The sequence below is a fragment of the Leclercia sp. TB492 genome, from assembly GCF_049974505.2.
In the GTDB taxonomy this organism is placed as follows: domain Bacteria; phylum Pseudomonadota; class Gammaproteobacteria; order Enterobacterales; family Enterobacteriaceae; genus Enterobacter; species Enterobacter adecarboxylatus_C.
The window spans coordinates 2,417,953-2,431,276 of record NZ_CM127572.1; the positions used below are offsets into that span (position 1 = coordinate 2,417,953).

Consider the following 13,324-nt stretch of genomic DNA (forward strand, 5'->3'; position numbering starts at 1 on the left):
CTGCCGGACATTAACGACAGGGGCTAAAAAGTCAGATTGTCGTTATTTTACGCTGACATCGATACCCGGGAAGTACTTCTTCGCCAGCTTATCGATAGTGCCGTCAGCGCGGACTTTATCAATGGCGGCATCAAGCTGCTTTTTGGTGGCCTCGTCGCCTTTACGCAGGCCATAGCCGATCCCGCTGCCGAGAATAGTGTCATCCGATACTGGTTTGCCGATAAAGCCGAAGCCCTTCCCCTGCGGCTTGCTGAGGAAGCCTGCCTGCCCGGCGGCAGACATCACCAGCGAGGCATCGATACGGCCATTGAGCAGATCGCCCCAGGCCATGTTCTGATCTTTATAGGACACCACGGTGACGCCCTGTTTTTCCCAGTGCTCCTTGGCATAGGTCTCCTGAATGGAGCCCTGCAGCACGCCGATGGTCTTGCCTTTCAGCCCTTCCGGCGTAGCGTCGACCGCGCTGCCGGTTTTGCCCACCAGCTGGGAGGGGATCCGGTAAATCGGCTGGGTAAAGTCGATGCTCTGACGGCGCTGTTCGGTAATGTTCATCGCCGAGTTAATGGCGTCGAATTTCTTCGCCACCAGCCCCGGGATCAGCGCGTCGAACGAGGTTTCAACCCAGCTGCATTTCAGCGCGGCGGCGGCGCAAATGGCGTTGCCGAGCTCAATATCAAACCCTTCCAGCTCACCCGAGGCATTGCGGCTCTCAAATGGCGGATACTCGGCTTCGACGCCGTAACGTAATTCTGTTGCCGCGAAGGACGAAAACGAACACAGCAATCCCAGGCCGACAACGAAGGCTTTTAATTTCATGACTGAACTCCTAAGCGTGGTGTTACCCGACACAGGGCCTGCGCACCTGCCCGTAATGTCGCCTCATCTTTGGCAAAAGAGAGACGGATTAATTTGTTATCTGTCCCGTCGGTATAAAACGCCGACAGCGGGATAGTGGCAACGCCGTGATCCACAATCAGCCGCTTCACCATCTCGCTGTCGCGCTCGTCGCTGAAGTGGCTGTAATCCGCCAGCAGGAAGAACGAGCCTGCGCTCGGCAGCAGACGGAAGGGTGATTCGGCCAGCAGATTGACCAGCAGATCGCGCTTGCGCTGGTAAAATGCCGCCAGCGACAGCCAGGTTTGCGGATCGGCCATATGCTCGGCAAAAGCGTACTGCATAGGGGTATCGGCAGAAAACATTAAAAACTGATGGATCTTGCAGATCTCCTCCATCAGCTCCGCCGGGGCCACGCAGTAGCCCACGCGCCAGCCGGTGACGTGGTAGGTTTTGCCGAAGGACGAGACGATCACGCTGCGTTCCGCCAGCCCGGGATGGGTCGCCATGCCGTGATGCGGCACGTCGTCAAACACCACGTGCTCGTACACTTCGTCAGAGAGAATAATGATATCCGTGTTACGGGTGACGAGCGCGAGCTGCTCCAGATCGGCGGCCGAGAAGACCTGCCCGCTCGGGTTATGCGGCGTGTTGATGATGATCATCCGCGTGCGCGAGGTGATGGCGGCACGCACTTCATCCCAGTTCACCGCGAAATCCGGCACGGTCAGCTTGATGGCGACCGGCGTCGCGCCCTGCAGACGCACAATCGGCGCATAGCTGTCGAATGAGGGTTCAAAGTAGATGACTTCGTCGCCGGGATGCACCAGCCCGCTGATGGCCGAATAGAGCCCTTCGCTGGCGCTGGCGGTGATCAGCACTTCGCTGGCGGGATCGTATCGGGTGCCATACAGCGAGGCGATTTTATCGGCGATGCGCGCTTTCAGCGGCGCCAGCCCGGTCATCGACGCGTACTGGTTGTGACCCGCCTGCATCGCACGGTGAACGCCGGCAATCAGCGCCGGATCGCATTCGAAGTTCGGCGCACCCTGGGAAAGGTTGATGGCATTGTGTTCAGCGGAAAGCTGACCGATAACGGTAAAAATCGTGGTGCCAACGTCCGGCAGTTTGGAACGGGGTTGTATCGGGGTACGCAGCGTCATCGGAAATTCCTCTGGTGGAGAATGCATAACTATTCAACCCGAACGCTATTGTGGCGACAATCGAATTGTTGTCATAATAGCCATGACAAAAAATCATACCTGGAGGTTCTGTGTCGCGTCGTTCGTTCCCGCTTACCGCCGTTGAGGCTTTTATTATCACCGCGCGGCATCTGAATCTGACCCATGCCGCAAAAGAGCTCTGCCTCACCCAAGGGGCGGTGAGCCGCAAGATTGCCGCTCTTGAAAGCTGGTTCGGTTTTCCGCTCTTTGAACGTCACGCCCGCGGGCTGCGCCTCTCCCCCCAGGGCAGCGCCCTGCTGCCGGATCTGCGCGCCTCCTGGGAACACTTTCTGACGGTGGCGGACCAGGCCCGCGCCCAGCAAACCGTGGTGCGTCTGAAGGTTCCCACCTGCGCCATGCGCTGGCTGGTGCCGCGGCTGCTACAGGTGGAGCGCGAGCAGCCCGAGTTACAGATTGCCCTGACCACCACCAACGAGCACAGCGTTAATTTCAAAACCGAATCCTATGATGCCGCTATTGTCTTTGGCACCCAGCTCAGCGCCGGGGATCTGCTGTTTGAAGAGGCGTTAACCCCGGTGGTCAGCCCTCTGCGCCAGGGCCCGGCGCTGGAGTCGCTTACCTTTCTGCATCCGACACGGGATAAGACCGACTGGTCGCTGTGGCTGGAAAAACAGACCACTTCGCCGCCTGTCATGCACAAAAATCAACACTTCGACACCATGGATCTGGCGATCACCGCCGCCATTCAGGGGCTCGGGGTCGCCATTGCCGACGAGACGCTGGTGGCAGAGGATATTCGCGCCGGGCGGCTGGTGCGGCCTTACGCCAGCAGCGTCAGGACCGGCGCCAGCTACCGGCTGGTGCTGCGGGAGTCGCGCGGCAAAGCGGCCGGGCTGGCCGCCTTTCGCGAGTGTCTGCTCAATCCAGGCTGACGTGGTGCTTCATCACCCGTTTAAACAGCGCCATGCGGGCGCGCATAAAGCGGTTTTCAAGCTTAAATCCCGCATGTTTATTCACTCCGATGCGTAGCAACACGTCCCGCCCGTGGTGACAGGCAGGCCAGCGCGTCGGGCCATCCAACGCGTCGCACTGCTGGCTGGCATGGCGGGCGAAGTTGACCCAGTAATCGGCAACCTGGGCTGAGAAGGCCAGGTCGTTGTCATTCACGTAGCGCCGGGCGGGCTCGGCCAGAGTGAGCGTATCAAACACGTACGGTACCTCGTTGCCATGCCACGCCCCGTTGATATAGGTGGCATGCTCGGCTTCGGCCACATAGTCGAACCAGTAGCGCCAGCACGGCTGCCCCACCCGACGCTGGGCCTGCATCACCACAAACCCCAGGGTAGTGAAGGCCATATCGCGGCACACCTGGCGTCCGAGTTCAGCATCGTCTTTGATGCCGGGATAGAGCAGCTTGATCAACCCCAGTCCCAGCCGCCGCTCCCGGCGCAGCTTCTGGATCTGCCCTGCGAGATCGATACCAAACACCGCCATCACGCTGGCTTCGTCGCTGTTGGAGCCGACCATGATCGGCACCGGATGCTGACGAGCGGCAAAAAAGACCTCCAGCATCGGCTCCGGCAGGACGCAATCCCCATTGATCGGCGCAGGGGCGACGTTAAGCGGGGCCGTCAGCGGCCAGAGCGCCTCGGGCGGGATCGCCCGCAGCTGCTCTGCGGTGGCATCTTCCAGCCCAAAATGGGCCGCCAGCGCCTTGCCTTTTTTGAGCGCCTGCTCCCGGGGCGTGTCCGGCAGGGTATACCCGCTCTGGATAATCGCCTTATGAAACAGCCCTAACGCCAGCGGCGAGGCCAGCAGTGACAGCACGCTGCGCGCCCCGGCGGATTCACCAAACAGGGTGATGTTGTTCGGGTCACCGCCAAACTGCGCGATGTTGTCCCGCACCCACTCCAGGGCGGCAATCTGATCGAGCAGAGCAAAGTTATGCACCACCCGCTCCTCTTCCCCTGCCAGCGCCGGATGGGCAAAAAAGCCCAGATGGCCCAGCCGGTAGTTCAGCGTCACCAGGATCGCGCCGCGCTGCGCCAGCGCCTTCCCGTCATAGGGCGGCAGTCCGCCTGCGCCGATGGTGAAGCCGCCCCCGTGCAGCCAGACCATCACCGGCAGCGGCGCCGGGCGTTGAACCGGGGCCCAGACGTTCAGGTAGAGGCAATCTTCCGAGAAACGCCCCGGATCGCCCCCGCCCAGCTGCTGGCAGTACTCGCTGCTCTGCCAGCTCGACGGCGAAAAAGTGGTGGCCTGACGCACGCCCTGCCAGCGCTCAACCGGCTGCGGCGAACGCCAGCGCAGGGCGCCCACCGGCGGCGCGGCGTAGGGAATGGCGCGCCAGACCTGCACATCGCCATCCGTGATGCCGCCCAGCGCCCCCTGGCGCGTGGTGATTATCGGGGATGAGCCGTTTTCCATACTGACCTCAGGTTGCAATCACATCCCCGCAGAGTACCGTTTTCAGAGCAAACCGCAACGCCGCTTGCTGCGTTCTTCCGCCTCCCGATAGAGCGTGAACTCATCCAGCACCGGACAGCCCAGCGCCTCCTCGAAGGCATCGCGGCTGGCGTTGCCGTGGGTGCGGGCCTGCGTCTCGTTACCGAGGTTCGACTGGAAGATCCCGGCGGCGCTTACCGGGAGGAAATCTTCATAGGTAATAGGCTGCGCCACCACCCAGCCGCGCTCAATCAGCGGCTGCGGATCGTCCCCGGGGCCAAAGGAGTGACGGTGCGACTCCCCGGCCGGGGTCAGGCGATAGCGGAACCACGCCAGCCCCTGACGGCGCAGGAAAATATCGCTGTCGGGAAAGGCCTGGAATACCTCCTGCAGATGCAGCTGATGAGTCAGGTTGTCCTTGCCCGTTCCGGCTTCGTTAAGCAGGCGATCGTAGAGTTCACGCCCTTTCGGGGTTAAGGCCACGCCGCGCTGCTCGATCTCACCGAAGCGGGCGGTATGGGTTCCCCGATGTTCGCCCGCAAACAAAATCGGTTCCTCCAGCGCCTTAAAGCTGGTCTGACGCAGCAGGAGCGGCATCTCCCGGCGCGGCGGCCCTTCAATCAGCATCTTCGGCTCAATACCGTACTCCGGCATCAGGGACTGTACCCGGTCGATATCCAGCGTGCGCGGCGTCAGGTGGTTGATATGACAGCCCGGGAAGCAGACCACGTCGGCAATCAGCCGGTGTTCGTTGTGCAGCGCCTGATAGGTTTCATGATCGACCGTGGCATGACGATGCCAGCGGAAGGTCTCCAGCGCCTGCTGGACAAACTCCTCGGCCTGCGCCGGGGTGAACGCCCCTTCCGCTTCGTGCAGGGCAATCAGCTCCAGACAGCGGGGGGTGAAGATATTGCGCCGGGCAAGGATCGCCGCCGCCTGTTCGCGCAGGGCGACGTTATCAATCAGATCGAGGCGCAGCAGCGAGGTGAAGATCCGAAACGGATTGCGGCACAGAGCGGCATCGTCAACCGGACGAAACGCGGTCGAGTGGACCGGCACCCCGGCCTGAGAGAGGTCGTAATAGCTGACCGGGAACATGCCCATAATGGCGAACATCCGCCGCAGGGTGGCCAGCTCCAGGGCCGTACCGACACGGATCGCCCCGTGGCGTTCGAGGTTGAGGCGAGCCAGTTCATCCGCGTTGGCCAGTTGCTCATGCAGCTTCGGGTTATTTTCCAGTACCGCCAGATTCACATCCGCGACCAGCTCCAGCAGCGTCCCGTATTGCGGAACTTCCTGCTGATACATTGCCGACATCGCCTGTGAAAAGTTCTCCCGAATATCATCAGCCGTGATGTTGTTCGCCATGATTTAATGCCTCCAGTGAATATTATCTGGAGTGTAGAGAAGGCCATTAAGGCCGTCTGGAAGAATTTACGAATTGTGATCCAGGTGGAGAGGTGCTCATTTCCTGACTAGCGGCGATGTGAAGCGATTCAGGCGTCTGCACAACTATTTCCGTGCAGAACCAAAAATTGCTTGTTACTCAATTAGATTGAATGTTAATAATATTTTGCTAGCAGGTTATCAAAATTAAACAACTTTACTTGTCACTCCGCTACCTCTGTTTTTAACATCGCCTATGGAAAAAAATGGTTTGTTTAGTCAGCGCATTCGTCTGCGCCATCTGCACACTTTTGTGGCCGTCGCTCAACAGGGAACGCTGGGGCGTGCGGCTGAAACTCTCAACCTGAGCCAGCCTGCGCTCTCAAAAACGCTGAATGAGCTGGAACAGCTGACCGGCACCCGCCTGTTCGACCGGGGACGACTGGGTGCACAGCTGACGCTGGTGGGAGAGCAATTCCTGACCCACGCCATTAAAGTGCTCGATGCCCTGAATACGGCGGGCCAGTCCCTGACGCGGCGCAACGACGTGCCGGGAGATGTGGTGCGCATCGGTGCGCTTCCTACCGCAGCGCTGGGCATCCTCCCTGCGGTCATTGGCCAGTTCCACAAGCAGCAGCGCAACATCACGCTGCAGGTCGCCACCATGAATAACACCATGCTGCTGGCGGGGCTGAAATCCGGAGAGCTGGATATTGGCATCGGCAGAATGTCGGACCCGGAGCTGATGAGCGGTCTCAACTACGAACTGCTGTTCCTGGAATCCCTGAAGCTGGTGGTGCGCCCGCGTCACCCGATCCTCAACGATACCGTGACCCTCAGCCGGGTGATGGAGTGGCCGGTGGTGGTCTCCCCGAAAGGTACCGTTCCGCGCCAGACCGCGGAAACGCTGCTGCAAACCCAGGGGTGCAAACTGCCGTCGGGCTGTATCGAAACCCTGTCAGCCTCCCTGTCGCGCCAGCTGACCGTCGATTATGACTATGTCTGGTTTGTCCCTTCCGGTGCGGTGAAAGAAGATCTGCGCCAGGGCACGCTGGTGGCGCTGCCGGTGACAACCTCCAGCCCCGGCGAACCTATTGGGGTATTAACCCGCGTGGAAGCCCCGCTCTCCACTGCCACGCAAACGCTCCTCAGCGCGATTCGTAAATCCATGCCGGTGTGATCACACTCCCTCTACGCCCGTCTTGCTGACGGGCTTTTTGTTTCCGTTACTCAAATAATGCGAAATCATTCATTAACAATTGCGCTAAACAATTTAACAGATTTATCATACCCGCCGATTTCACCAAATGGTTCATTCAAATAACGCAGCGGTGATTTCCCTGACGCTATAACGGCGTCACGCCCGACTTTTTCATCATGAATCTTCTCTTCTATTACCCATTTGGTTCAGGCCGGGTTCTGCCTGTCCAGTGAAGACAAGATTATTTCAGGAGACAGAAATGGCTATAGGTAATTCGCTACGTGGGTTCCCCCGGATCCTGCTGTGGCTGCTGGTCGGTCTGATGGTACTCATCGGACTGGCCGTCGGTGGGCTGGGCTTTAAGCTCGCCACCGTAGGGGGAAGCTGGTACTTCCTGATCATGGGCGTGGTGATGCTGATCGCCGCGTTCCTCATTGCGCGTCATCGCGCCAGCGGCATCATCCTTTACGCGGTGGCGTTTATCGCCTCGGCGATCTGGGCCGTCAGCGACGCGGGCTGGGATTTCTGGCCGCTGTTCTCGCGCCTGTTTACCTTTGCGGTGCTGGCATTCCTGGCCGCGATCGTCTGGCCTTACCTGCGTGGCGCGGATCGGCCGGTCAATAAAGCCCCGGCGTTCGGTATTGCTGCCGTCCTGGCCGTAGTGATGCTGGTGAGCTTCGGCTGGATGTTTAAGCCGCAAACCCTGGTGGCCGCTAACGAACCCGTCCCGGTTAAACCGGTGCCTGCGGGGCAGCAGCAGAAGAACTGGGCGCACTGGGGTAACACCACCCACGGCGACCGTTTTGCCGCGCTGGATCAGATTAACAAGCAGAACGTTAACGATTTGAAGGTGGCCTGGGTTGCCCATACCGGCGACATTCCGCAAAGCAACGGCTCCGGCGCGGAAGACCAGAACACCCCGCTGCAGATTGGCGACACGCTGTTTGTCTGTACCCCGTACAGCAAGGTGCTGGCGCTGGACGTGGACTCCGGGAAAGAGAAGTGGCGTTATGATTCGAAAGCCACCGCGCCAAACTGGCAGCGCTGCCGTGGCCTGGGTTATTTCGAAGAGACCTCCAGCGTGACAACGTCACCGACAGCGACTCAGCCTGCCGCCTGTGCGCGCCGTCTGTTCCTGCCCACCACCGATGCCCGTCTGATTGCCCTTAACGCCGACAATGGCCAGCTGTGCGAAGACTTTGGCGACCACGGCGTGGTTGACCTTGGCGTAGGCATGGGTGAGATCAAGCCGGGCTACTATCAGCAAACCTCCACTCCGCTGGTAGCGGGTAATGTGGTGGTTGTGGGCGGACGCGTGGCGGATAACTTCTCCACCGGCGAACCCCCGGGCGTGGTCCGGGCGTATGACGTCCACACCGGTAAACTGGCCTGGGCCTGGGATCCGGGCAACCCGAACCTGACCGGCCTGCCGCCGGAAGGCCAGACCTATACCCGCGGGACGCCGAACGTCTGGTCAGCCATGTCCTATGACGCGAAGCTGAACCTGATCTATCTCCCGACCGGTAACGCCACCCCGGACTTCTACGCGGGCGAACGTACCGAACTGGATGATAAATACAGCTCCTCAATCGTGGCGGTGGATGCCGCTACCGGCCAGGTACGCTGGCATTTCCAGACCACCCACCACGACCTGTGGGACTTCGACCTGCCGTCTCAGCCGCTGCTGTACGATCTGCCGGATGATAAAGGCGGTACCACTCCGGTGCTGGTGCAGACCAGCAAGCAGGGCATGATCTTTATGCTCAACCGCGAAACCGGCGAGCCGGTCGCGAAAGTGGAAGAGCGTCCGGTGCCTGCCGGGAATGTCGAGGGCGAGCGTTACTCCCCTACCCAGCCGTACTCGGTCGGCATGCCGATGATCGGCAACCAGACCCTGCACGAATCGGATATGTGGGGCGCGACGCCGGTTGACCTGCTGCTGTGCCGCATCCAGTTTAAAGAGATGCGCCATCAGGGCGTCTATACCCCACCGGGTCTGGATCGCTCCCTGCAGTTCCCGGGCTCGCTGGGCGGGATGAACTGGGGCAGCGTCTCGGTGGATCCGAACAACAGCCTGATGTTTGTTAACGATATGCGCCTGGGGCTGGCGAACTACATGGTGCCGCGCGCCAATGTGGCCAAAAACGCCAGCGGGATTGAGATGGGGATCGTGCCGATGGACGGTACGCCGTTCGGCGCGATGCGCGAGCGTTTCCTGTCCCCGCTGGGCATTCCGTGCCAGAAACCGCCGTTCGGCACCATGTCTGCCGTGGATCTGAAGTCCGGCAAACTGGTGTGGCAGGTGCCGGTAGGTACCGTGGAAGATACCGGTCCGCTGGGGATCCGCATGCATATGCCTATCCCGATCGGCATGCCAACCCTGGGCGCATCGCTCTCTACCCAGTCCGGCCTGCTGTTCTTCGCCGGTACGCAGGATTTCTACCTGCGCGCGTTCGATACCGCCAACGGAAAAGAGATCTGGAAAGACCGTCTGCCGGTGGGCAGCCAGTCCGGGCCGATGACCTACGTGTCACCGAAAACCGGGAAGCAGTACATCATCATCAATGCGGGTGGCGCACGTCAGTCACCGGATCGCGGAGATTACATCATCGCGTACGCCTTGCCTGATAAGCAGTAATGACCCAGCCGGCCACCTTGCGTGGCCGGTTCTTTTTATCTTTATGGCGTGCCTGACAAGGAATTCTGCATCCAGGTCGCCGTTTTGCCGCCCTGGTAGTTCACGACCCAACTCTGTCTGACGCCGGCTGGCCAACAGCTGCGCATCACCGCCCGCTTCGTCTCGTCGAAGAAGGGTTTATCTCCCGCCGCCTCGTAGTCCGCCGCCCGCCCGTTCAGCTTGACGTTAAACGACGCTGTCACCCTGCCGGAGTAGTTCTGCGCCGCGGCCTGCTCTGGATAGCGGGGCTGCACGCGGTAGACATCACCCTCGCAGTCCGCCAGCCCGTTGTCCGCCGTTGAGGTGCTGCCGCCCACCGGAAAAGAGAGTCCAACCCCTACGCCGCCGCTGCCACCGCCCCCGCCTATTCCCACGCCGCCAATCCCCACGCTGCCGCCGGAAGCACACCCGGCCAGCAGCCATGCGGCGCAAACCACCTGCGTAAATCGTTTCATCGTCTTGTTCCTCTTCAGCCCTTACAACCATCATAGCGGGGAATAAAAAAAGGGTTCATGTCGAAACATGAACCCTTTTTGCCCGGCGGCAAGGGAGCCCCTCTATTGCCGGGTGGCGCTGCGCTTACCGGGCAGGGTTAGCAAATCAGAAGGTTTCCCAGTTATCACCATCGGCTACCGCCGGGCGCAGCGGCGCGGCAGGCGTAATCGGTGCCGCTTTACTGCTGCTGCGGGCCTGGGTCATACCGTGCAGACGGAAGGTGCCAACCGCTTCGGTCAGGCGGGCAGCCTGATCTTCCAGCGAGGCCGCCGCCGCAGAGGCTTCTTCCACCAGCGAGGCGTTCTGCTGGGTGACTTTATCCATCTCCGAGATCGCCTGGCTGACCTGCACAATGCCACGGCTCTGCTCGTCGGAGGCGGCTGCGATCTCCAGCATGATATCGGTGACGCGTTTAACCGCTTCCACGATCTCGTTCATGGTATTACCGGCGGCCACCACTTCACCGGAACCCTGGTCAATGAGGGACACCGATTCGTTGATCAGCCCTTCAATCTCTTTCGCGGCGTTGGCGCTGCGGCTGGCCAGGGTACGGACTTCGCTGGCGACCACGGCAAATCCACGCCCCTGCTCACCGGCACGGGCAGCTTCCACCGCGGCGTTCAGCGCCAGGATGTTAGTCTGGAAGGCGATGCTGTTGATCACCGCGGTAATTTCAGAGATTTTCTTCGAGCTGCTGGAGATATTGCCCATGGTTTTCACCACGCCGGAGACCATCTGGCCGCCACGGCTGGCTTTACCGGAGGCATCTTCCGCCAGTTTGCTGGCGTGATGCGCGTTATCGGCGTTCTGCTTCACGGTGGCGGTCAGCTGTTCCATGCTGGCAGCGGTCTGCTCAATGGCGGCGGCCTGCTGCTCGGTACGTGATGAGAGATCGGTGTTGCCGGCGGAGATTTCGCTGGTTCCGCGATAGATCTCTTCCGCACCCTGACGCACGGTGCCTACGGTGCCCACCAGCGAACGCTGCATGGTTTGCAGGTCGTGGGTCAGGCGGCCAATTTCACTGCGCCCGGTCAGATCCTCCGCCAGGGTCAGGTCGCCTTTGGCGATATGGGCAATACGGTTCGCCGCGCGCTGCAGCGGGTTAATCACCGTGCGACGCAGCACGATAAAGGTGATCACCGTCAGCACCAGCGCCAGACCAAAGGCGCCGATCATAAACATCAGCCCCAGCTGGGTGCGGGTATGCGCCTGTTCGGTCAGCATATTGGCGCGGTCGGTGCGGATCTTGATCGCCTTCAGCAACACCTCGTTATAGGCGTCATCCAGCGGGCGCGCCGATTCATTTTCATGGTTGATGATGGCTTCGAACATGCCGTTTTTGGCATATTTCAGCATCGGCTGCATGCCGTCGATATAGGCCTGATAGTTCGATTTCAGCTCGCCATCCAGCGCTTCATCCGCCGGAGTACGAACGCCGCGGTTCATGTAAATGGCAAAGCTGTCCTGAGACTGTTTGATACGCTGTTCGGCTTCCGCGATGTTCTTTTTCATCGCGTCCATTTCCGCGATACGGCTGGCGGCACCCGCGTGGATCATGTTGATACGCGCCGTACGCAGGTGGTTAGAACTGTTTGATAACCCGGTACGCACCTGAATTTCAGCGGTGACATCCTGCTGATCTTTGTCTGCCTGCAGTAAAAAATAGCCTGCCAGCCCGGCGCTCAGGGCAAACAGCAAAATAATACCACCCAAAATCGAGGAGATAAGCGGAAGCAGCCTGATGTGATGCAGGAAGCCCAGCTTATGTTGCGCCCGAACTGTTGTTGTTTTGTCCATAGCCGTTGACTCTCTCATAGGTAAGATGCGTGGGAACACGCCTGTAAAATAGTCATCGGCACTACACTGAATTTGATTACGCCTAAAATCGCAACACTGGTCACACTTTCGCAATGATTTTTAAAGAAATGTCGTCCCGCTGCCCGTAAAGGCGCAGCGGGAGAGAGAGGGTCTGTTAGTTATCGCCGAAATGGATAACGGTGCGGATGGATTTGCCTTCGTGCATCAGATCGAAGGCTTCGTTGATCTGCTCCAGCGGCAGGCGATGGGTAATGAACGGGTCGAGCTGAATTTTGCCCGCCATTGCGTCTTCGACCATGCCCGGCAGCTGGGTGCGGCCTTTGACGCCGCCAAAGGCGGAACCACGCCAGACGCGACCGGTCACCAGCTGGAACGGACGGGTTTTGATCTCCTGCCCGGCCCCGGCTACGCCGATGATCACGCTTTCACCCCAGCCCTTATGACAGCACTCGAGCGCCGCGCGCATCACGTTGACATTCCCGATACATTCAAAGCTGAAGTCGACCCCGCCGTCGGTGAGTTCAACGATCACGTCCTGCACCGGCTTGTCGTAGTCGTTCGGGTTGATGAAATCGGTCGCGCCCATTTCCCCGGCCAGCTTGAATTTCTCCGGGTTAGTGTCCACCGCCAGAATACGTCCGGCCTTCGCCTGCACCGCACCCTGGATAACCGCCAGACCGATCCCGCCCAGACCGAAGACCGCTACGGTATCGCCCTCTTTCACTTTCGCGGTGTTGTGTACTGCGCCAATGCCGGTGGTGACGCCGCAGCCCAGCAGACAGACTTTATCCAGCGGCGCCTGCGGGTTCACTTTCGCCAGCGAGATTTCGGCGCAGACGGTGTATTCGCTGAAGGTGCTGGTGCCCATGTAGTGATAGATCGGCTCACCGTTGTAAGAGAAACGGGTGGTGCCATCCGGCATCAGGCCTTTGCCCTGGGTGGCGCGAACCGCCTGGCAGAGGTTGGTCTTGCCGGATTTACAGAACTTACACTCGCGACACTCTGCGGTGTACAGCGGGATGACGTGATCGCCCGGCTGCAGGCTGGTGACGCCCTCACCGACTTCCACCACCACGCCGCCGCCTTCATGGCCGAGCACCGCCGGGAAAACGCCTTCCGGATCGTCACCGGAGAGGGTGAACGCATCGGTGTGGCACACGCCGGTATGGGTGATTTTGACCAGCACTTCACCTTTCTTTGGCGGTGCTACATCAATCTCAACAATTTTCAGCGGCTGGCCTGGGCCAAATGCAACAGCAGCACGTGATTTCATCTTGCTTTCCT

General features: G+C 60.1%; 10 protein-coding genes. 3 read left to right on the forward strand and 7 right to left on the reverse strand.

All coding sequences use genetic code 11. The features are described from left to right. Positions 1-42: 42 nt before the first annotated feature. A complete protein-coding gene (locus tag ACP4QI_RS11460; protein ID WP_285111808.1) occupies positions 43-816 on the reverse strand; it encodes an ABC transporter substrate-binding protein in 774 nt (257 codons plus the stop codon). After that, positions 813-1,997, reverse strand: a complete 1,185-nt coding sequence (locus ACP4QI_RS11465; protein ID WP_426494593.1) for a pyridoxal phosphate-dependent aminotransferase — start codon at positions 1,995-1,997, stop codon at positions 813-815. Before ACP4QI_RS11465 ends, ACP4QI_RS11460 begins: the two co-directional genes overlap by 4 nt. Before the next feature lie 110 nt (positions 1,998-2,107). On the opposite strand from ACP4QI_RS11465, the gene ACP4QI_RS11470 reads away from it, so the two are divergent. Further along, positions 2,108-2,950 carry a LysR family transcriptional regulator gene (locus tag ACP4QI_RS11470; protein ID WP_142489591.1) on the forward strand — a complete coding sequence of 281 codons (843 nt, stop codon included), beginning with the start codon at positions 2,108-2,110 and terminating at the stop codon, positions 2,948-2,950. Here ACP4QI_RS11470 and ACP4QI_RS11475 read toward each other — a convergent pair. Together ACP4QI_RS11475 and hglS are read right to left on the reverse strand one after the other, a co-directional pair. Continuing rightward, complete coding sequence (locus tag ACP4QI_RS11475; protein WP_426494592.1) at positions 2,937-4,445, reverse strand: carboxylesterase/lipase family protein; 1,509 nt, start codon at positions 4,443-4,445, stop codon at positions 2,937-2,939. The genes ACP4QI_RS11470 and ACP4QI_RS11475 overlap by 14 nt on opposite strands. A 42-nt stretch (positions 4,446-4,487) precedes the next feature. Further along, positions 4,488-5,831 (reverse strand): 2-oxoadipate dioxygenase/decarboxylase HglS, encoded by a 1,344-nt coding sequence (hglS, locus tag ACP4QI_RS11480; protein ID WP_142489593.1) that lies wholly within the window; start codon positions 5,829-5,831, stop codon positions 4,488-4,490. 274 nt (positions 5,832-6,105) lie between these two features. Between hglS and ACP4QI_RS11485 the strand changes: the two genes are divergently transcribed. Together ACP4QI_RS11485 and ACP4QI_RS11490 are read left to right on the forward strand one after the other, a co-directional pair. After that, a complete protein-coding gene (locus ACP4QI_RS11485) occupies positions 6,106-7,029 on the forward strand; it encodes a LysR substrate-binding domain-containing protein (protein ID WP_142489594.1) in 924 nt (307 codons plus the stop codon). A 280-nt stretch (positions 7,030-7,309) separates the two neighbouring features. Continuing rightward, the gene (locus ACP4QI_RS11490) at positions 7,310-9,688 is read left to right on the forward strand and encodes a glucose/quinate/shikimate family membrane-bound PQQ-dependent dehydrogenase (RefSeq protein WP_426494591.1); all 2,379 of its coding nucleotides are present in this window, start codon (positions 7,310-7,312) and stop codon (positions 9,686-9,688) included. A gap of 41 nt (positions 9,689-9,729) precedes the next feature. Here the strand turns inward: ACP4QI_RS11490 and ACP4QI_RS11495 are convergent, their stop codons facing one another. The 3 genes from ACP4QI_RS11495 to ACP4QI_RS11505 form a co-directional block, all read right to left on the reverse strand. Continuing rightward, entirely contained in the window at positions 9,730-10,182 is a 453-nt protein-coding gene (locus ACP4QI_RS11495; protein ID WP_142489596.1) for an energy transducer TonB, read from the reverse strand. Between the two features lie 145 nt (positions 10,183-10,327). Next, complete coding sequence (locus tag ACP4QI_RS11500) at positions 10,328-12,019, reverse strand: methyl-accepting chemotaxis protein (RefSeq protein ID WP_156263864.1); 1,692 nt, start codon at positions 12,017-12,019, stop codon at positions 10,328-10,330. A gap of 175 nt (positions 12,020-12,194) precedes the next feature. Then, positions 12,195-13,313 (reverse strand): S-(hydroxymethyl)glutathione dehydrogenase/class III alcohol dehydrogenase, encoded by a 1,119-nt coding sequence (locus ACP4QI_RS11505; RefSeq protein ID WP_156263865.1) that lies wholly within the window; start codon positions 13,311-13,313, stop codon positions 12,195-12,197. Positions 13,314-13,324: the final 11 nt, after the last annotated feature.